The organism is Streptomyces sp. NPDC001108, from assembly GCF_053598535.1.
Genome location: NZ_JBSFKL010000029.1, coordinates 1 through 18,807 on the forward strand (window position 1 = coordinate 1; position 18,807 = coordinate 18,807).

The following is an 18,807-nucleotide window of genomic DNA, read 5'->3' on the forward strand; positions in this document are numbered from 1 at the left end:
GCAGGGGGGACCCTGTGGGAGAGTAGGACGCCGCCGAACTTCTTTTACGGGAAAGCCCCGTGTCCTTTGTGGACACGGGGCTTTTCTGCGTTCACGGGTCTATTGCCTGCCCTCACCCCTGTGCAACCGGCGACGGAGGCTGAGGGTAGGGTCAGGGGGCATCATTGGCACTTTCTTCACAGGAGGCCCCCGGGTGGAGGTTCAGGAGACTCGGGTTCAGACGGACCGGGTACTCACCATCCCCAACATCCTCAGCATGGCTCGCCTCGTCGGCGTTCCGCTCTTCCTGTGGCTGATTCTTCGCCCCGTGTTCGGCGGCCCCCAGAGCGATGGCTGGGCTCTGCTCGTGCTGATGTTCAGCGGAATCAGTGATTACCTCGACGGCAAGCTCGCGCGTCGATGGAACCAGATCAGCAACCTCGGCCGGCTCCTGGATCCCGCTGCGGACCGCCTCTACATCCTTTCGACCCTTGTCGGCCTGACCTGGCGCGAGATCCTCCCGCTCTGGCTCACCGCCGTGCTGGTCGCCCGGGAGCTGATGCTCCTCGTGATGGTCGGAATCCTGCGGCGCCACGGCTATCCGCCGCCCCAGGTGAACTTCCTGGGCAAGGCGGCCACGTTCAACCTCATGTACGCGTTCCCCTTGTTGCTGCTCAGCGACGGAAGTGGTTGGCTGGCATCGTTGGCCGCTATTTTCGGATGGGCGTTCGCAGGTTGGGGTACAACGCTCTATTGGTGGGCAGGGATCCTCTACGTCGTTCAGGTCCGCCGACTCGTCAAGGCGGACGCAGAAGCCGATTGAGCTCGTTACCGCGGTGCCGCGCAGTGTGGCCGGCCCGCCACTGATGACCCGGATGGTGCCCTGACGGGCGAAGTCGGCTAAACCGTCGTCTCTTCAAGGAGGACGTTTCCGACATGAAGGCCGTCGTGATGGCTGGCGGCGAAGGCACACGCCTTCGCCCCATGACCTCAAGCATGCCCAAGCCTCTTCTGCCCGTCGCCAATCGGCCGATCATGGAGCATGTGCTTCGGCTGCTCAAACGGCACGGGCTGAACGAGACCGTCGTCACGGTCCAGTTCCTTGCCTCGCTGGTCAAGAATTACTTCGGGGACGGCGAAGAGCTCGGAATGGAGCTCAGCTATGCCAATGAGGAGAAGCCACTCGGTACCGCCGGGAGCGTGAAGAATGCCGAACAGGCATTGAAGGACGACACCTTCCTGGTCATTTCCGGGGACGCGCTCACCGACTTCGACCTGACCGATCTCATCGCCTTCCACAAGGAAAAGGGCGGCCTGGTCACGGTGTGTCTGACCAGGGTGCCGAACCCGCTGGAATTCGGCATCACGATCGTGGACGAGGGCGGCCAGGTCGAGCGCTTCCTGGAGAAGCCCACCTGGGGCCAGGTCTTCTCGGACACCGTCAACACCGGCATCTACGTCATGGAACCCGAGGTCTTCGACTATGTCGCAGCCGATGTCTCGGTGGACTGGTCGGGCGACGTCTTCCCCCAGCTCATGAAGGAGGGCAAGCCCATCTACGGCTATATCGCCGAGGGCTACTGGGAGGACGTCGGCACACACGAGAGCTATGTGAAGGCCCAGGCCGACGTGCTGGAGCGCAAGGTCGACGTCGACATCGACGGATTCGAGATCTCACCCGGTGTGTGGGTCGCGGAAGGCGCGGAAGTGCATCCCGACGCGGTGCTTCGAGGGCCGCTCTACATCGGTGACTACGCGAAGGTCGAAGCAGGCGCCGAAGTACGTGAACACACGGTCATCGGATCGAATGTGGTGGTCAAGAGCGGTGCTTTCCTGCACAAGGCCGTGATCCACGACAACGTCTACATCGGCCAGCACAGCAATCTGCGTGGGTGCGTGATCGGCAAGAACACCGACGTCATGGGAGCGGCACGCATCGAGGACGGCGCCGTCATCGGCGACGAGTGCCTGATCGGTGAGGAATCGATCATTCAGGGCAATGTCCGGGTCTACCCGTTCAAGACCATCGAGGCCGGTGCCTTCGTCAACACCTCGGTGATCTGGGAATCGCGCGGACAGGCACACCTCTTCGGTGCCCGCGGTGTGTCCGGAATCCTCAACGTCGAGATCACTCCCGAGCTGGCGGTCCGGCTCGCCGGTGCCTATGCCACCACCCTCAAGAAGGGGGCGACGGTCACCACCGCGCGTGACCACTCCCGCGGCGCCCGCGCACTGAAACGTGCCGTGATCTCCGCTCTCCAGGCCAGCGCCATCGACGTCCGGGACCTGGAGAACGTACCGCTGCCCGTCGCCCGCCAGCAGACCGCGCGGGGGAGCGCCGGCGGCATCATGATCCGTACCTCCCCCGGGGTCCCCGACTCGGTCGACATCATGTTCATCGACGAACGGGGCGCCGACCTCTCGCAGGCACGCCAGCGGAAGCTGGACCGGGTCTACGCACGTCAGGAGTACCGCCGGGCCTTCCCGGGCGAGATCGGGGACCTGCACTTCCCGTCCAGCGTCTTCGACTCGTACACCGGATCGCTGCTGCGGAACGTCGACACCTCGGGCATCGCAGACGCCGGACTCAAGGTCGTCGTCGACGCGTCCAACGGAAGCGCCGGGCTCGTCCTGCCCAGCCTGCTCGGGCGGCTCGGTGTCGACGCGCTCACCATCAATCCCGGCCTCGACGAATCGCGGCCCACCGAGACCGCCGAGACACGGCGCTCCGGCATGGTGCGCCTGGGCGAGATCGTCGGCTCGGCCGGGGCCTCGTTCGGCGTACGGTTCGACCCGGTGGGGGAGCGGCTCTCCCTGGTCGACGAGCGGGGACGGATCATCGAGGACGACCGGGCTCTCCTGGTGATGCTCGATCTCGTGGCGGCCGAACGGCGCAGCGGGCGGGTGGCCCTGCCCGTCACCACGACACGTGTCGCCGAGCAGGTGGCGGCGTACCACGGCACCCAGGTCGAGTGGACGACCACGTCACCGGACGATCTGACGCGCGTGGGGAGAGAGGAAGGCACCATCTTCGGTGGAGACGGGCTCGGCGGCTTCATCGTTCCCGAATTCAGCAGTGTCTTCGACGGATCCGCAGCCTTCGTGCGGCTCCTCGGGCTGGTGGCCAGGACACAGCTCACGCTCAGCCAGATCGATGCCCGCATCCCCCGTGCCCATGTCCTGCGCCGTGACCTGGCCACCCCCTGGGCCGTCAAGGGACTTGTAATGCGCCGGGTCGTGGAGGCCGCCGGGGACCGTGACGTCGACACGACGGACGGTGTACGGGTGGTCGAGGCCGACGGGCGCTGGGTGATGGTTCTGCCGGACCCGGCCGAGGCCGTCACCCATCTGTGGGCCGAGGGGCCCGACGACGCCTCCGCACAGCTGCTGCTGGACGAGTGGGCGGCCGTCGTGGAGGGCGCGGGTCGGTGACACCTCCACCGGTGTGTCCGGCGGCGTCCGGCGACGGCCTCGGGCACACCGGTGGGGCCATTCGGCGGTAGCCTCGGCGACGTGCGACGATGTGCGGCATGTCGCAGCAGTCCCCCGATCGGAGTACCGCCCCGCCCCCCGCGCGTCCCGACGCGTCCATGTCGCTGCTGACCAACGTGATGGACCACAGCCTCGACGACGGGTACGCCGAGGCGTCGGCGCGCCGAGAGGCCGACGGGACGGCAGGCATGCCCCGCACGCTCAAGTCCAGGCTCGGCCTCGCCGCCTGTCTGGTGCTCGCCGCGCTCGTGGTGACGCTCGGGGCCGCGGAGGCGCGGGTCTCCGCGCCGGTCCTCGCCAAGGAGCGCCAGGAGCTGATCGGGCGCATCGACGACGAGACCGCGGCCGCCGACAGCCTCGAGGCGGAGGTGGACGAACTCCGGGACGACGTGGGCAGGCGCCAGCGCAAGGCCCTGGAGAAGCACGGCGGGGACCAGGGGGAGCGGGTGGCGCTGCTCGCCGGGGCGACCCCGGTGGAGGGGCCCGGTGTGAAGCTCGTCGTCGACGACGCCAAGGACACCGACCAGGGCGGTGGCGGTCCCAGGGAGACCACCGGGTTCGCCGACACCGGGCGGGTCCGCGACCGGGACCTCCAACGGGTCGTCAACGGACTGTGGCAGTCCGGCGCGGAGGCCATCGCGATCAACGGCCAGCGGCTGACGGCCCTGTCGGCGATCCGGGCCGCGGGCGACGCCATACTGGTCGACAACAGGCCGTTGGTGCCGCCCTACACGGTGCTGGCGGTGGGGAACGGGAAGCAGCTCGCCGCCGCCTTCCAGGACAGTGCCGACGGGCAGTACCTGCAGGCGCTCAAGGACACCTTCGACATCCGGACGAACCTGTCCGCACAGCAGAAGATCAGCCTCCCGGTCGCGCCGAGCCTGATCGTACGTACAGCAGAGCCTTATCGTGCCGCAGACACCGGCAGTGGTGCGGCAGACACAGGGAAGGGCACATCGTGATCGCCGTACTGGGACTCGTCGTGGGAGTCGTGGTCGGGCTGTTGGTCCGGCCCGAGGTGCCGGCCGTGGTCGAGCCGTATCTCCCGATCGCCGTCGTGGCCGCGCTCGACGCCGTCTTCGGCGGCCTGCGGGCCATGCTCGACGGGATCTTCGTCGACAAGGTCTTCGTCGTGTCGTTCCTCTCGAACGTCGTGGTGGCCGCCCTCATCGTGTTCCTGGGCGACAAGCTGGGCGTGGGCGCGCAGCTGTCCACCGGTGTGGTGGTCGTGCTCGGGATCCGGATCTTCTCCAACGCCGCGGCCATCCGTCGGCACGTCTTCCGGGCCTGATGGCGATGAGCGACGAAGAACGTCCCGGCGGCCCCGAGAGGGCCGAGGAGCCGGTACAGGAACCCGTGCAGGAACTCACCGGCCGCCAGCGGCTGGCCGCCGGTCTCTGGCCGCCACGGGTGACACGGGCCCAACTGACCGTCGCGGTGCTGCTGTTCGTGCTCGGGCTCGGGCTGGCCATCCAGGTGCGGTCCACCAGCGACAACAGCGCACTGCGCGGTGCCCGGCAGGAGGACCTGGTCCGGATCCTCGACGAGCTGGACGACCGGACGCAGCGGCTGGAGGACGAGAAGCAGCGGCTGGCCGCCCAGCGAACGGAGCTGGAGAACAGCTCCGACCAGGCCGAGGAGGCGCGCAAGCAGACGGTCGAGAAGGAACGGCAACTCGGTGTCCTCGCGGGCACCGTGGCGGCCCACGGGCCCGGGATCACCCTCACCGTCCATGACCCCGGGGACGGGGTGAAGGCGGACATGCTGCTGGACGCGCTCCAGGAGCTGCGTGCCGCGGGCGCCGAGGCGATCGAGGTCAACGGGGTGCGGGTGGTCGCCAACACCTACTTCTCCGGTGAGGGCGGCCACGTCGCCGTCGACGGCCGTAAGATCACCGAGCCGTACGTCTTCAAGGTGATCGGCAAGCCCCAGGACCTGGAGCCGGCGCTCAACATCCCGGGCGGTGTGGTGCAGACCCTGGAGAAGGAGCAGGCCACCGTGCGGGTGGCCCGGGCCGACGACATCGTCGTGGATGCCTTGCGACGGGCGGAGCAGCCTGACTACGCTCGGTCGTCGTCACCGTGACATCGCGGCGCGGAGGGGTCGAAGGACACGGGCGCGAGGTTGCGGGGGGTCGCCGCACCGTATTGGTGGTGCGTGGTGGAAACTGTCGGGTGGATACGGACGTTGTGAAGATGTCCGGGTCGGCAGGTGTGTTCATTCAGGGTTCGTCCTGCCCCACGGGCGGGTCTATTTCGGTCAAGGGGAATCGCCCGTGAAGTTGTTTGGGAAGTTGTTCGGCAAGAGCGCTCGCGACGAGGCCGCCCGCCATCGCGCACCGCGCCATGGCCAGGCGGAGGAGCAGGGTTCGGAACGCCCGCTCTTCCGTGATCAGGTGGCGGGCACGGGGAGCGACAATTCGGGCGCAACCGGCGCGTCGTCTGTTGACCCTGCCGGTGCCGCCCGCATAGGTTTCGGGGAATCGTCGGCCTCGAGTTCGGGTGGAGGGTTCGCCTCCAGCCAGGAGGGTTCGCCCATGCCGGTCTGTCCGAGGTGCGGCCATCGCAACACCGAGGCCGGCCGGTTCTGCTCCAACTGCGGTACGCCGCTGCGGGGCGGGATTCCGGAGCGTGCCTCCGAGACGACCTCGACCATCTCCATCTCCGGTCTGGAGGCGTACGACCCGGAGACCACCGGCCAGACCGCGCTTCCGTCCCTCTCGCCCGAGGCGCAGGCCGCCGTCGAGGCGCTGCCGCTCGGCTCGGCGCTCCTGGTGGTGCGCCGAGGTCCGAACTCGGGCAGTCGCTTCCTGCTGGACGGCGAGCTGACCACGGCCGGCCGTCACCCGCAGAGCGACATCTTCCTCGACGACGTGACGGTGTCGCGTCGCCACGTGGAGTTCCGCAGGGGTGCCGACGGCAGCTTCACGGTCGCGGACGTGGGCAGTCTGAACGGTACGTACGTCAACCGTGAGCCGGTCGACTCCGTCGCCCTGTCCAGCGGTGACGAAGTGCAGATCGGCAAGTACCGGCTGGTCTTCTACGCGAGCCAGCGCGGTATCTGACCCGCTCCCTGACGTCGTCGGGGGGAACCCCAGGAAGGTCCATGCTGAGAACACCGACGGGCGGTGCCGGGGCCGGCACCGCCACCGGCGACGACCGCCCCATGAGCATCGGGACGGTGCTGCTGCGGCTGCGGGAGGAGTTTCCCGAGGTCACGATCTCCAAGATTCGCTTCCTGGAGGCCGAAGGGCTCGTCGAGCCGCAGCGGACCCCTTCCGGCTACCGCAAGTTCCGCGGTGCCGATGTGGAGCGGCTGGCGCAGGTGCTGCGCATGCAGCGGGACCACTACCTGCCGCTGAAGGTCATCCGGGAGCATCTGGATGCCGTCGCCCGCGGTGAGCAGTCCGCCCTGCCGTCCGGGGGCGGCCCCCGGGATCCCGGCGACGGGACCCTCCCGGAGCCCGGACGGCCCACCGCGGCCAGGATCGGCCGTGCGGAGCTGCTGGCCGCCGCCGAGGTCACCGAGAGCGAGCTCGACGAGTGGGAGTCGTACGGTCTGGTCACCCCGACGGCCGAGGGCGGCTACGACGCCGAGGCGGTCACCGTCGCCAAGCTTGTGGCGGATCTGGGCAGGTTCGGTCTCGAACCGCGTCACCTGCGTGCCATGCGGGCGGCCGCGGACCGTGAGGTCGGGCTCATCGAGCAGGTGGTCGCACCCCTGCGCAGACACCGGAATCCGCAGACCAGAGCCCATGCGGAGGCCACGGCGAAAGAGCTCGCGGAGCTGTCCGTGCGGCTTCACTCGGCCTTCGTCCAGAGTGCCCTGCACATCCGGCTCCACTGAGTCGCGCGGGCGCCCGACTACCCAAACCTGCCGGGCACGTCCTAGGGTTGCTGTGTGAACGAGCTCGACGTTGTGGGTGTCCGGGTGGAAATGCCCTCGAACCAACCGATCGTGCTCCTGCGTGAAGTGGGAGGCGACCGGTTCCTCCCCATTTGGATCGGTCCCGGGGAGGCGACCGCGATCGCCTTCGCTCAGCAGGGCATGGCTCCTGCCAGGCCGCTGACCCATGATCTCTTCAAGAACGTGCTCGAGGCCGTGGGCCAGGAGCTCACCGAGGTCCGCATCACGGACCTCCGGGAAGGGGTCTTCTACGCGGAGCTGGTCTTCGCCAGTGGGGTGGAGGTGAGCGCACGGCCGTCCGACGCCATAGCGCTCGCCCTGCGCACCGGAACGAAGATCTACGGCAGCGACGGGGTGCTCGACGACGCGGGCATCGCGATCCCGGACGAGCAGGAGGACGAGGTGGAGAAGTTCCGCGAGTTCCTCGACCAGATCTCCCCGGAGGACTTCGGTACCAACAGCCAGTGACCGTCCTCGGGCCGCCGTCAGTACATCCGGCCAGCCTTTCCCGCTCGCGGGGCAGAGGAAACCACCCTCGGGGTGATTATCACTCGGCGTGCCGAGTGTGGCGATCGTTGACGCACCCCGAGTGACTGCCTACCTTCGATAAGGCAGGTCAAGGACGGAGGTCGGCGTGAGAAGCAGCGGCGACGGTACGGCAGCGGGCGGGTCGTATTCGCAGCAGGGAAGTACAGCCGACCGCACCGTCGTGCAACCGGTTCAACCGGCGGTGGCGGGGGGCGCAGTGGCATCGGCCGACGACATCGGCTACCGGGGGCCGACCGCCTGCGCGGCGGCCGGGATCACCTACCGGCAGCTCGACTACTGGGCGCGTACGGGGCTGGTGGAGCCCAGCGTGCGCCCCGCGTACGGTTCCGGCACGCAGCGGCTCTACAGCTTCCGGGACGTCGTCCTGCTGAAGATCGTGAAGCGCTTCCTGGACACCGGCGTGGCGCTCCAGAACATCCGCACCACGGTGCAGCACCTGCGGGCCCGCGGCTTCCAGGATCTTGAGCGGATGACGCTGATGAGCGACGGGGCGACGGTGTACGAGTGCTCCTCGCCCGACGAGGTCGTCAGTCTGCTCCAGGGCGGCCAGGGGATCTTCGGCATCGCCGTGGGCGTGGTGTGGCAGGACGTCGACGCCGCGCTCTCGCAGCTGCACGGCGAGCGGGTGGACACCGGCGAGACCCTCGTCCGGAACAACCCCACCGACGAGCTGGCGCGGCGGCGCAACCGGGCCGGCTGACCCGGCGGACGCACGGGTCACGGCGATTGTCAGTGCCGTAGGGCAGCATCGGTGGGTGTGAGAGCCGCGCCCACCATCCTCCATCTCGACATGGACGCCTTCTACGCCTCGGCGGAGCAGGCGTCCAAGCCGAGCCTGCGCGGCAAACCGGTCGTCGTGGGCGGGCTGGGGCCGCGCGGGGTCGTCGCCACCGCCTCCTACGAGGCGCGGCGCTTCGGGGTGCACTCCGCCATGCCGATGGCCCAGGCCCGGCGGCTCGCGCCCAACGCGGCCTACCTGGTGCCCCGCTTCCAGCTGTACCGGACGGTGAGCGAGCAGGTGATGGAGTTGCTCGCCCGGCTCTCCCCGCTGGTGGAGCCGCTCAGTCTGGACGAGGCGTTCGTGGACCTGGAGGCCGGGGGCACGGCCGACGACACGGCGTCGGCCCTGGAGATCGGCGCGCGGCTGCGTGAGGCCATCAGGGCGGTCACCGGGCTCACCGGCTCGGTCGGGCTCGCCGGATCCAAGATGCTGGCCAAGATCGCCTCCGAGGAGGCCAAACCGGACGGGCTGCGGCTGATAGCGCCGGGCACGGAGCGGGCGCTGCTCGCCCCCAAGCCGGTGCGGATCCTTCCCGGGGTCGGGCCCGCGACGGCGGACCATCTGCGCCGCGCCGGGATGACCACCGTCGACGACCTCGCCGAGGCCGGTGAGGACGAGCTCGTACGGCTGCTCGGCAAGGCGCACGGCGGCGCGCTCCACCGGATGGCGCTCGGGCACGACGACCGGCCGGTGGTCGCGGAGCGGGACGCGAAATCGGTGTCGGTGGAGGACACCTTCGACGCCGATCTCCACGACCGTGTCCGGATCCGGTCGGAGGTCGAGCGCCTGGCCGACCGGTGCGTACGGCGGCTGCGGGGCGCGGGCAGATCCGGACGGACGGTGGTGCTGAAGGTGCGCCGCTACGACTTCTCGACGCTCACACGGTCCGAGACGCTCCGCGGGCCCACGGACGATCCCACGGTGGTCCGTGAGGCCGCCGCGCGGCTCCTGGAGGCCGTGGACACCACCGGAGGCGTCCGGCTCCTCGGCGTGGGCGTCACGGGGCTCGCCGACTACACGCAGGAGGATCTCTTCGCCCAGGCGGCGGCAGGGGAGCGGGCGGTGGCGGGAGGGCCGCTGGAGGAGCCACCGGCGGCGGAGGAGGACGGGGCCGGGGAAAGGGGCGAGCCCGGGGCGAAGGCCCCGGAGACGGTCGAGGAGCGCGCGGCCCGGCGCTGGTCCGCCGGACACGACGTGGAGCACACCGAGTACGGCCACGGCTGGGTGCAGGGCAGCGGTGTCGGCCGGGTGACGGTGCGGTTCGAGGAGCCCGAGTCACCGCCCGGCCGGGTGCGTACGTTCCGCACGGACGATCCGGAGCTCGGACCGGCCGAGCCACTGCCGCTGGTGAGGAATCCGCCGGACTACTCGTCCTGGCCGGCCAGCCTGCCGAAGTCCCGGTCCGGGGGGACGTCGCCGGGCGGGGAGTCGAGCCCGTAGTGGCGGTAGAGCTGGAGCTCCTGCTCGGGGGAGAGGTGACGGCCCACGCCGAAGTCGGGCGCGTCCTTGATCAGTGCCCGGTCGAACGGGACCCGGAGCGTGTCCGCCACGAATTCACTGGGCTCCAGTGGTACGAACGCGTCCCGGCTGAAGAGACCGGTGCGTACGGCCGCCCATTCCGGGACCCCGGTCGCGTCGTCGAGGTACACCTCGTCCACGGTCCCGATCTTGACGCCCTTGCGGTCGAACGCCTTGCGGCCGATCAGGCTCCGCGGATCGATGTCGGTCTGCACGGTCCCTCCCATTGGTCGCAACTACTCCACAAGCACTACAAAAGGCCAGATCCGGGTGGTCGGCCACTTGAGGAATCGGCCACGAACCCCGCTGGTAGGCTGGTCATGGCCGCTGACCCCGTGCGGGAGAGTCCTTCGGAGCTGATCCGGAGGGCGCCGAAGGAGCAAATCCTCCCCGGAATCTCTCAGGCCCCCGTACCGCACGGACGAGGTCACTCTGGAAAGCAGGACAGGCTTCGTACGGCCGGGTGCCGGTACGAATCCCGACCTCACCGACGGTGAAAGCCGGTGCGCCGCAAAGCGCGCCGGTGAAGCTCTCAGGTCGAGATGACAGAGGGGGAGGCCGTTCGGGCACCCGCGCCGGGGTGCCCCTCGCAGGTCGTGACAGACCAGGAGGCCTCCACCATGACCCCCCGTCGCACTCCGCTCTCCCAGCTGGAGCAGGGTATTCCGTTCGAGCAGCGCCACATCGGACCCGATGCCGAGGCGCAGTCGAAGATGCTCGCCCAGGTCGGTTACGGCTCGCTGGACGAACTCACCGCGGCCGCGGTGCCCGATGTCATCAGGAGCACGGAGGCCCTCGGGCTGCCGGCCGCGCGCACCGAGGCCGAGGTCCTCGCCGAGCTGCGCGACCTCGCGGACCGCAACCAGGTGCTGGCCCCGATGATCGGGCTCGGCTACTACGGCACCTTCACCCCGCCGGTGATCCTGCGCAACGTCATGGAGAACCCCGCCTGGTACACGGCCTACACGCCGTACCAGCCGGAGATCTCCCAGGGCCGCCTGGAGGCCCTGCTCAACTTCCAGACGATGGTCGCCGACCTGACCGGGCTGCCCACCTCCGGTGCCTCCCTGCTGGACGAGGGCACCGCCGCCGCCGAGGCCATGGCGCTCTCCCGGCGCGTCGGCAAGGTGAAGAACGGCGTCTTCTTGGTCGACGCCGACGCCCTGCCGCAGACCGTCGCCGTCATCGAGACCCGCGCCGAGCCGACCGGTGTCGAGGTCGTCGTCGCCGACCTGTCCGGGGGCATCCCGGCCGAGATCGCCGAGCGCGGTGTCTTCGGCGTCCTGGTGCAGTACCCCGGCGCCTCCGGCGAGGTGCGGAACCTCGGCCCCCTCGTCGAGCAGGCCCACGAGCTGGGCGCGATCGTCACTGTCGCCGCCGACCTGCTGGCCCTGACCCTGCTCACCTCCCCCGGCGAGCTGGGCGCGGACATCGCCATCGGCACCACCCAGCGCTTCGGCGTCCCGATGGGCTTCGGCGGCCCGCACGCCGGCTACATGGCCGTGCGCGAGAAGTTCGCCCGCAGCCTCCCGGGCCGCCTCGTCGGCGTCTCCGTCGACGCCGACGGCAACAAGGCGTACCGGCTGGCCCTGCAGACCCGTGAGCAGCACATCCGCCGTGAGAAGGCCACCAGTAACATCTGCACCGCGCAGGTGCTGCTCGCCGTCATGGCCGGGATGTACGCCGTCTACCACGGTCCGGACGGGCTGAGGACAATCGCCCGGCGCATCCACCGCTACGCCGCGATCCTGGCCGCGGGGCTGCGTGCCGCCGGTGTCGACGTCGTGACCGGCGCCCACTTCGACACGCTCACCGTCCGTGTCCCGGGCAAGGCGGCCGAGGTCGTCGCCGAGGCCCGTGTGCGCGGGGTCAACCTGCGCCCGGTCGACGCGGACCTGGTCTCCGTCGCCTGCGACGAGACCACCACGCGGACGCAGATCGCCGCCGTCTGGGCCGCCTTCGGCGCCGAGGGCGACATCGAGGAGCTGGACGCCACCGTCGCCGACGCGCTGCCCGAGGGGCTGCTGCGTACCGACGCGGTCCTCACCCACCCGGTCTTCCACCAGCACCGCTCCGAGACCGCGATGCTGCGCTACCTGCGCCGGCTCTCCGACCGGGACTACGCGCTGGACCGCGGCATGATCCCGCTCGGCTCCTGCACCATGAAGCTGAACGCGACCACCGAGATGGAGCCGATCACCTGGCCCGAGTTCGGCGCGCTGCACCCCTTCGCCCCGGCCGAGCAGGCCGAGGGCTTCCTCACCCTCATCCGTGAGCTGGAGGAACGCCTCGCCGAGGTCACCGGGTACGACGCGGTCTCGATCCAGCCGAACGCGGGCTCGCAGGGCGAGTTCGCCGGTCTCCTGGCGGTACGGGCGTACCACCGGGCCAACGGCGACGAGCAGCGCACCGTCTGCCTCATCCCCTCCTCGGCGCACGGCACCAACGCGGCCAGCGCCGTGATGGCCGGGATGAAGGTCGTCGTGGTGAAGACCGCCGACGACGGCGAGGTGGACGTCGAGGACCTGCGGGCCAAGATCGAGAAGCACCGCGACGAGCTCGCCGTGCTCATGATCACGTACCCGTCGACGCACGGGGTGTTCGAGGAGCACGTCGCCGACATCTGCGCCGAGGTGCACGACGCCGGCGGCCAGGTCTACGTCGACGGAGCCAACCTCAACGCGCTGGTCGGCCTCGCCCGGCCGGGCCGGTTCGGTGGCGACGTCTCGCACCTGAACCTGCACAAGACCTTCTGCATCCCGCACGGCGGCGGCGGCCCCGGCGTCGGCCCGGTCGGCGTGCGCGCCCACCTCGCCCCGTATCTGCCGAACCACCCGCTCCAGCCCGCGGCGGGCCCCGAGACCGGGGTCGGGCCGATCTCGGCCGCTCCGTGGGGGTCGGCCGGCATCCTCCCGATCTCGTGGGCGTACGTGCGCCTGATGGGCGGGGAGGGGCTGAAGCGTGCGACGCAGGTCGCGGTGCTGGCGGCCAACTACATCGCCAAGCGGCTGGAGCCGCACTACCCGATCCTGTACACCGGTCCGGCCGGGCTGGTCGCGCACGAGTGCATCGTGGACCTGCGGCCGATCTCCAAGGCCACCGGCGTCAGCGTCGACGACATCGCCAAGCGGCTGATCGACTACGGCTTCCACGCGCCGACGATGTCGTTCCCGGTCGCGGGGACGCTGATGATCGAGCCGACGGAGAGCGAGAACCTCGCGGAGCTGGACCGTTTCTGCGACACGATGATCGCCATCCGCGACGAGATCGAGAAGGTGGCCTCCGGCGAGTGGAGCGCGGACGACAACCCGCTGCGCAACGCCCCGCACACCGCCGGGATGGTCGGCGGGGAGTGGGAGCACGGGTACAGCCGTGAGACGGCCGTCTTCCCGGCCGGTGTCGTGGCCGCCGACAAGTACTGGCCGCCGGTGCGCCGGATCGACGGTGCCTTCGGCGACCGCAACCTCGTCTGCTCCTGCCCGCCGCTGGACGAGTACGACCACTGAGGTGTGAGCACCGCCGTGTGACGCGGACGCGTGCCGGGGCCGGTTCGGAGGATTCTCCGGGCCGGCCCCCGTTCGTTGTCGGCCGCGGTCAGGCGGCCTTCACCACCCGGCCGGTCGCCAGTGGCCGGTGCGGGGCGATGATCTGACCGTCCGGGAGCAGTTCGCCGGTGTCCTCGAAGAGCAGGACGCCGTTGCACAGCAGGCTCCAGCCCTGTTCCGGATGGTGCGCCGTCAGGCGGGCGGCCTCCCGGTCGGCTGAGTCGGCGGTCGGGCACGGTGGCTGGTGTTGACACATGGCTGGGTTCTCTCGCTGCGTTGTAGTGAGTGTCCTGCGGCTGGATGAGCTGTTCATGGCCGTCCCCCGTATCGATCGGTCCGGTCCCAGTGTTGCCCCACGGGCGTCAATCCGCAGGGATTTCGAAGCAGCACTTCTCCTGACCCGGAGGACGTGTCACCCACGCGGACGGTTCACCGCAACTGCACTGTCAATTCGGATGGTTCGGGGTGGCCGGTACGGGCTAGTCCGGACGGGCGGGGAATGCGCCCCCCACCCCGGAGCCCTGCCGGCCCCGGCACCCGTTCGGCCCCGGCGGAGCACCGTGCCCCGCCACCGGACGGCGGCGGGGCACGGTGCGAGAAGGCGGCCGGGACCTCAGGCCGGGGAGCCGAGCAGCGGTCCGGGGCCGGGCGGGATGCGCAGCGTCATCACCCGGAGCAGATCGGCGACCCGGTGCGGGCGGTGCGCGGCGATCCCCGGTGGGGCGGGGGCCAGCGGGACCAGGAGGTCGGCGGGGGCGAGCTCCCCGGCGGCGGCGTCCGCCTCGGCGTCGCCGTGCAGCCACAACGTCAGCATGTACAGCTCCGGGATGGACAGCAGCCGCGGCTGGTAGCGCGGTGCCACCGTCTCCGCCTGGCGCAGGGCGAGCTCGGTCGAGGCGATGTAGGGGCCCTCGAAGAAGTGCGAGAAGGTCCAGCCGTCCGCGGTGATCATGGTGTCCGCGGCCGCGACGGCCCGCTCCGCGTCGCGGATCAGGAACCTCCATCCGGTGAGCCGGGTCGCCGGGGCCGGGACGTTCGGACCGATCCGCTCCAGTACGTGGACCGGGAGCGGGAGTTCGGGGCTGAGCGGTCCCTGGGCGGACCGGAGGGCGGGGGTGCGGGCTTCGCGTACGGCGGTGGGTGAACCGAGGGCCGCGAGAACGCTGCGCAGAGCGGGCGCGGGAGCAGGGAAGAGATGCAGCGGCATGGTGGGTCGCCTCTCGCTTCGGAGACACGGTGGTGCGTGGGCGGGTGCAGACGGCGCTGTCGGCATGCGGGGCCAGAGGGGCCGGGACCGAGCCGGTGCGTCAACTCTCTGCCTCGTGCGCGAAGTTTATACGAAACGTGTTCACACAGTGATTCCACTAGTCGTCGCGGGCAATGAAAGCAAGGCGGTATCAAGACTCGAATATGTACAGAAAGTGCTGATTCCCTGACGGTTGCACAGCCTTCGCCAGGCGTTTTTCCTGAAACGCGGACGGCTGAAACACGCCGCCGTTTTTCCCTCCGTCGACCGGCAAACACATCCCGCATCATGCCTTTGGAATGTGCCCCGAGCGTCTGTTATGAGACTAGTGGGTCAGTGGCGTTCCCGGGGGCGTTATGGATCATCTGCTCTGGGCATTATCGATCGTGATACGAGCGGTCTGGGCCGCGGGCCGTCCACCGAGGGAGGGACGCTTCGATGGGGGAGAAGGTCGTGGCGGGCGTCTTTGACCTGTCCGATCGGCAGAGGTACCGGAAGAAGCTCCACGAGTGCCTGGAGGGGCTGGAGCGACTTCTCTCGGAGCGGCGGTTCGACCGTCCGCGCAGCCTCATGGGTGTGGAGATCGAGCTGAATCTCGCGGGTGCCGACGGCATGCCGAAGATGATGAATGGGGAGGTCCTCCCGCGTATCGCGAGCCGCGATTTCCAGATGGAACTCGGGATGTTCAATCTGGAGGTGAACGTGGTGCCCCACCACTTGGGCGGCCGTGTTCTCGACCAGCTCACCGAAGAGCTCAGGGCCGGGCTCGGATATGCCCACCGGAAGGCGGGCGAGGTCGATGCCGGGCTCATGATGATCGGTATTCTTCCCACGCTGCGCCGCGAGGACCTCGTGCTCTCCAGCCTCTCGGACGCGGAGCGCTACACGCTGCTGAACGATCAGATGGTGGCTGCCCGGGGCGAGGTCTTCGCCCTCGACATCCAGGGCGTGGAGCGGATGGTCTCCACCTCCGCCTCGATCGCCCCCGAAGCCGCCTGCACCTCGGTCCAGTTCCATCTCCAGGTGACGCCCGCCCGGTTCGCCGACGTGTGGAACGCGTCCCAGGCGGTCGCCGGTGTCCAGATCGCGTTGGGGGCCAACTCGCCCTTCCTCTTCGGCCGGGAGCTCTGGCGGGAGTCGAGACCGCCGCTCTTCCTGCAGGCCACCGACACCCGCCCGCCCGAGCTCCGCAACCAGGGCGTACGGCCCCGGACCTGGTTCGGGGAGCGGTGGATCGGCTCGGCGTACGAGCTCTTCGAGGAGAACGTGCGCTACTTCCCGCCGCTCCTGCCGATCCACGACCAGGAGGAGCCGCTGCGGGTCCTCGACGAGGGCGGCGTGCCCCGGCTGGCGGAGATGGTGCTCCACAACGGGACGATCTACCGCTGGAACCGCCCTGTGTACGGACTGGTCGACGGCGTCCCCCATCTGAGGGTGGAGAACCGGGTGCTGCCCGCCGGCCCCACCGTCATCGACATGATCGCCAACGCGGCGCTCTACTACGGTCTCGTGCGCTCGCTCGCCGAGGAGTCCCGTCCGGTGTGGACGAGACTGCCGTTCGCCGCGGCGGAGGAGAACTTCGACGCCGCCTGCCGGGCGGGCATCGACGCAGAGCTGGTCTGGCCGCGCCCCGGCCGCGCGGGCGGGCTGACCCGGGTGCCCGCGGTCAAGCTCGTACGCGACGAACTGCTGCCGCTGGCCGCGGCCGGGCTCGACGCCTGGAACATCGAGCCCGCGGACCGCGACCGCTTCCTCGGCGTCATCGAGGAACGGTGCCGACGGCGGGTGAACGGCGCCTCCTGGCAGGCGGACACCTACCACCGGGCACGGGAGGCCGGACTCGACCGGCACGCGGCGCTGGCCGCGACCACCCGCCGTTACGCCGAACTGATGCACAGCGGGGAGCCCGTGCACACCTGGCCGACCGGGGCGCCCAAGCCGTGACCCGGGCGCGCCCCGCCTCCCGGCCGGACCGCCGCTACTCCTGAGCGGCGTGCCCGTTCTGGCCGGCCGTCATGATGGCCTGCAGGATCACCATCTGGATCTCGGCGGGGTCGATGACCTGGTAGCCACCGCCGCCGGTCACCTTCGCGACCTCGTCGAGTTCCTCGCGGTCGGCCTCGGGGCCGACCGCGATCGCCAGCAGCGGCACCGGACGCTCCGGATCGGCGATCCGCCGCAGCTCCGCGATCAGGGCACTGCGGGAGATCGAGAGGTCGTCCTGGTTCGATCCGTCGGTGAGGATGACGACCGCGTTGAACTTGCCCTTCACATAGGTCGCCTGGGCGTCCTTGTACGAGGCCAGGATCGTGTCGTACAGCCCCGTCGCACCGTTCGGCACGGGCTGGAGCGCGGCGAAGGCGGCGGAGAGCTTCTGACGGTGGGTGCCGCCGCCCTTCACCGGATCGCCCAACCGGGCGGCCGGGACCAGCCGGCGGTAGTCCTTGTTCCCGTCCAGCGAGGTGGCGAACTCCCAGAGCCCGATCTCGTCGTTCGGGGTGAACTGGTCCAGGGCCTGGATCAGGGACGCCTTGGTGACGTCCATCCGGGACTGGCCGCGCCCCGGCACGATCGTGGCCATGGACCCCGACGCGTCGACGACCGTGGTCAGCCGGGCGCTCTGCACCGTGATCGTCCACATGCCGAGCGTCTGCTGGAGCGCCCCGGCGTCCGGGGTCCGGGCGGCGGCCGCGTACGGCTGGGGCTTCCTGCCGCCCGCGGCGGAGACCACCTCCGGAGCGGCTTCGCCGTCGGCGTTCCTGAACCCGTGCTTCGCCAGGACGGCCTGCGGGCCGGGCTCGCTGAGCAGAGTCATGAAACGCAGCGCCGCCCGGCTCTCGGACGTGCTCATCCCCTCCTCGTTCACCAGGGTGTACGGGTAGTTGAGGAGCGGCGCGCCGCCCTTCGGGTAGAAGAGGTCGAGCTTTCCGCCACCGGACGACTCGGCGTTGTGGGCGAACGCGGCCTGCTCGGAGAGGAGCACCGCCTGATTGCGCCGCGGATTGCCCTGCTCGGCACCCGAGCCGTTCTGCGCCAGGGTATCCAGCACCTGGGCGTCGCTGTCCGACATGCGCTGCGCCAGCAGCTTGGCGGTCTCCGCGACCCGGGTGTCGCTGTCGCCGCCGTCCTTCCCGGACGAGGCGCCGATGCCGGCGAGCGCCATCAGCGCGGTGGCGCTGCGGGCCGGGTCGGCCGCGCCCAGGCGCACCTTGCCCGACTCCATGACCGCGGCCGTCGACTCCGCCCAGGTGTACGTCTTCTTGGGCCAGCCGAGGCTTTTGGCCGCCGACGGCACCATGGCCAGGGTGACGGGGGAGGTGGCGACGGAGTCGCCGGGCGTGACCGGGACGCCGTCGCCGGTGCCCTTGGCCCGGTCGACCCAGAGGTCCGAATCGGGCAGCCAGACCTGGAAGTCCGGTGCGCGGGTGTCACGGGAGAGGGACTCGGCGACCTTGTACGAGTCGCGCGCCCGGACCGACACGTACAGGCAGCGGCCGTCCGTCCGCACCTCGTCCTCGCGCGCCTTGTCGGCGACGGCGCGCACGGCGGGAGCGAGGTCCGGCGAGACCGCGACGGACAGCCGTACGGCCGAGTCCGCGCAGCTCTTCGAGAACGACAACAGGCCGCCCTGGGCCGCGACGGCCGTCCCCCCGGCGATCGCGAGTACCAGCGTGGTCGCGATCACGACGGTACGCCGGCGCCGCGGCGGCGTACCGCCCCCGCTCCCGTCGTCGGCGTAGTCGTCCGGCAAGCTGTGACGTCCCATGTCGGTGGTGCCCCTCCTTGAGGAT

General features: G+C 70.0%; 16 protein-coding genes and 2 riboswitches. Of the genes, 12 read left to right on the forward strand and 4 right to left on the reverse strand.

Features of this window, described 5'->3' with window-relative positions; all coding sequences use genetic code 11:
* Positions 1-193 precede the first annotated feature (193 nt).
* The 10 genes from pgsA to ACWC97_RS32990 all read left to right on the forward strand — a co-directional run bounded on the left by pgsA (position 194) and on the right by ACWC97_RS32990 (position 10,147).
* Positions 194-802, forward strand: coding sequence for a CDP-diacylglycerol--glycerol-3-phosphate 3-phosphatidyltransferase (gene pgsA, locus ACWC97_RS32945; protein WP_352280507.1), 609 nt, complete (start codon positions 194-196; stop codon positions 800-802).
* Between the two features lie 113 nt (positions 803-915).
* The gene (locus tag ACWC97_RS32950) at positions 916-3,411 is read left to right on the forward strand and encodes a sugar phosphate nucleotidyltransferase (RefSeq protein ID WP_450653412.1); all 2,496 of its coding nucleotides are present in this window, start codon (positions 916-918) and stop codon (positions 3,409-3,411) included.
* Positions 3,412-3,509: 98 nt separating this feature from the next.
* A complete protein-coding gene (locus ACWC97_RS32955) occupies positions 3,510-4,433 on the forward strand; it encodes a DUF881 domain-containing protein (RefSeq protein WP_450653414.1) in 924 nt (307 codons plus the stop codon).
* Positions 4,430-4,762, forward strand: a complete 333-nt coding sequence (locus ACWC97_RS32960) for a small basic family protein (RefSeq protein ID WP_003970459.1) — start codon at positions 4,430-4,432, stop codon at positions 4,760-4,762. The genes ACWC97_RS32955 and ACWC97_RS32960 overlap by 4 nt, the downstream gene beginning before the upstream one ends.
* Before the next feature lie 5 nt (positions 4,763-4,767).
* A complete protein-coding gene (locus tag ACWC97_RS32965; RefSeq protein WP_450653416.1) occupies positions 4,768-5,556 on the forward strand; it encodes a DUF881 domain-containing protein in 789 nt (262 codons plus the stop codon).
* A gap of 190 nt (positions 5,557-5,746) precedes the next feature.
* Positions 5,747-6,535: an FHA domain-containing protein gene (locus ACWC97_RS32970; protein ID WP_352280511.1), complete on the forward strand. Its 789-nt coding sequence runs from the start codon at positions 5,747-5,749 to the stop codon at positions 6,533-6,535.
* Between the two features lie 41 nt (positions 6,536-6,576).
* Complete coding sequence (gene ftsR / locus ACWC97_RS32975) at positions 6,577-7,317, forward strand: transcriptional regulator FtsR (RefSeq protein ID WP_352280512.1); 741 nt, start codon at positions 6,577-6,579, stop codon at positions 7,315-7,317.
* A 54-nt stretch (positions 7,318-7,371) separates the two neighbouring features.
* Positions 7,372-7,845 carry a bifunctional nuclease family protein gene (locus ACWC97_RS32980; protein ID WP_352280513.1) on the forward strand — a complete coding sequence of 158 codons (474 nt, stop codon included), beginning with the start codon at positions 7,372-7,374 and terminating at the stop codon, positions 7,843-7,845.
* Positions 7,846-8,086: 241 nt separating this feature from the next.
* On the forward strand, positions 8,087-8,626 hold the full coding sequence (locus ACWC97_RS32985) for a MerR family transcriptional regulator (RefSeq protein ID WP_352280514.1): 540 nt from the start codon (positions 8,087-8,089) through the stop codon (positions 8,624-8,626).
* Positions 8,627-8,683: 57 nt separating this feature from the next.
* On the forward strand, positions 8,684-10,147 hold the full coding sequence (locus ACWC97_RS32990; RefSeq protein WP_450653419.1) for a DNA polymerase IV: 1,464 nt from the start codon (positions 8,684-8,686) through the stop codon (positions 10,145-10,147).
* On the opposite strand, the gene ACWC97_RS32995 is transcribed toward ACWC97_RS32990, so the two are convergent.
* Complete coding sequence (locus ACWC97_RS32995) at positions 10,072-10,452, reverse strand: PRC-barrel domain-containing protein (RefSeq protein WP_352280516.1); 381 nt, start codon at positions 10,450-10,452, stop codon at positions 10,072-10,074. The genes ACWC97_RS32990 and ACWC97_RS32995 overlap by 76 nt on opposite strands.
* A gap of 101 nt (positions 10,453-10,553) precedes the next feature.
* Positions 10,554-10,651: riboswitch (glycine riboswitch) on the forward strand.
* A riboswitch (glycine riboswitch) is annotated at positions 10,652-10,784 on the forward strand. It begins immediately after the preceding riboswitch.
* A gap of 61 nt (positions 10,785-10,845) precedes the next feature.
* Between ACWC97_RS32995 and gcvP the strand changes: the two genes are divergently transcribed.
* Positions 10,846-13,731, forward strand: a complete 2,886-nt coding sequence (gcvP, locus tag ACWC97_RS33000) for an aminomethyl-transferring glycine dehydrogenase (protein WP_450653421.1) — start codon at positions 10,846-10,848, stop codon at positions 13,729-13,731.
* 88 nt (positions 13,732-13,819) lie between these two features.
* Here gcvP and ACWC97_RS33005 read toward each other — a convergent pair whose 3' ends face one another.
* Together ACWC97_RS33005 and ACWC97_RS33010 are read right to left on the reverse strand one after the other, a co-directional pair.
* On the reverse strand, positions 13,820-14,026 hold the full coding sequence (locus ACWC97_RS33005) for a DUF5999 family protein (RefSeq protein ID WP_352280518.1): 207 nt from the start codon (positions 14,024-14,026) through the stop codon (positions 13,820-13,822).
* A 357-nt stretch (positions 14,027-14,383) separates the two neighbouring features.
* Positions 14,384-14,977 carry a hypothetical protein gene (locus tag ACWC97_RS33010; RefSeq protein WP_352280519.1) on the reverse strand — a complete coding sequence of 198 codons (594 nt, stop codon included), beginning with the start codon at positions 14,975-14,977 and terminating at the stop codon, positions 14,384-14,386.
* Positions 14,978-15,454: 477 nt separating this feature from the next.
* Here ACWC97_RS33010 and ACWC97_RS33015 point away from each other — a divergent pair, with 477 nt between their 5' ends.
* Complete coding sequence (locus tag ACWC97_RS33015) at positions 15,455-16,960, forward strand: glutamate--cysteine ligase (RefSeq protein WP_385218301.1); 1,506 nt, start codon at positions 15,455-15,457, stop codon at positions 16,958-16,960.
* 34 nt (positions 16,961-16,994) lie between these two features.
* Here the strand turns inward: ACWC97_RS33015 and ACWC97_RS33020 are convergent, their stop codons facing one another.
* Positions 16,995-18,782 (reverse strand): substrate-binding domain-containing protein, encoded by a 1,788-nt coding sequence (locus ACWC97_RS33020; RefSeq protein WP_450653424.1) that lies wholly within the window; start codon positions 18,780-18,782, stop codon positions 16,995-16,997.
* Positions 18,783-18,807: the final 25 nt, after the last annotated feature.

Bases quoted from the DNA above. Each gene is read 5' to 3' on its own strand.
- ACWC97_RS32950 (WP_450653412.1), top strand. From the start codon at position 916: ATGAAGGCCGTCGTGATGGCTGGCGGCGAAGGCACACGCCTTCGCCCC.
- ACWC97_RS32955 (WP_450653414.1), top strand. From the start codon at position 3,510: ATGTCGCAGCAGTCCCCCGATCGGAGTACCGCCCCGCCCCCCGCGCGT.
- ACWC97_RS32965 (WP_450653416.1), top strand. From the start codon at position 4,768: ATGAGCGACGAAGAACGTCCCGGCGGCCCCGAGAGGGCCGAGGAGCCG.
- ftsR (WP_352280512.1), top strand. From the start codon at position 6,577: ATGCTGAGAACACCGACGGGCGGTGCCGGGGCCGGCACCGCCACCGGC.
- ACWC97_RS32995 (WP_352280516.1), bottom strand. From the start codon at position 10,452: ATGGGAGGGACCGTGCAGACCGACATCGATCCGCGGAGCCTGATCGGC.
- gcvP (WP_450653421.1), top strand. From the start codon at position 10,846: ATGACCCCCCGTCGCACTCCGCTCTCCCAGCTGGAGCAGGGTATTCCG.
- ACWC97_RS33005 (WP_352280518.1), bottom strand. From the start codon at position 14,026: ATGTGTCAACACCAGCCACCGTGCCCGACCGCCGACTCAGCCGACCGG.
- ACWC97_RS33010 (WP_352280519.1), bottom strand. From the start codon at position 14,977: ATGCCGCTGCATCTCTTCCCTGCTCCCGCGCCCGCTCTGCGCAGCGTT.
- ACWC97_RS33015 (WP_385218301.1), top strand. From the start codon at position 15,455: ATGGGGGAGAAGGTCGTGGCGGGCGTCTTTGACCTGTCCGATCGGCAG.
- ACWC97_RS33020 (WP_450653424.1), bottom strand. From the start codon at position 18,782: ATGGGACGTCACAGCTTGCCGGACGACTACGCCGACGACGGGAGCGGG.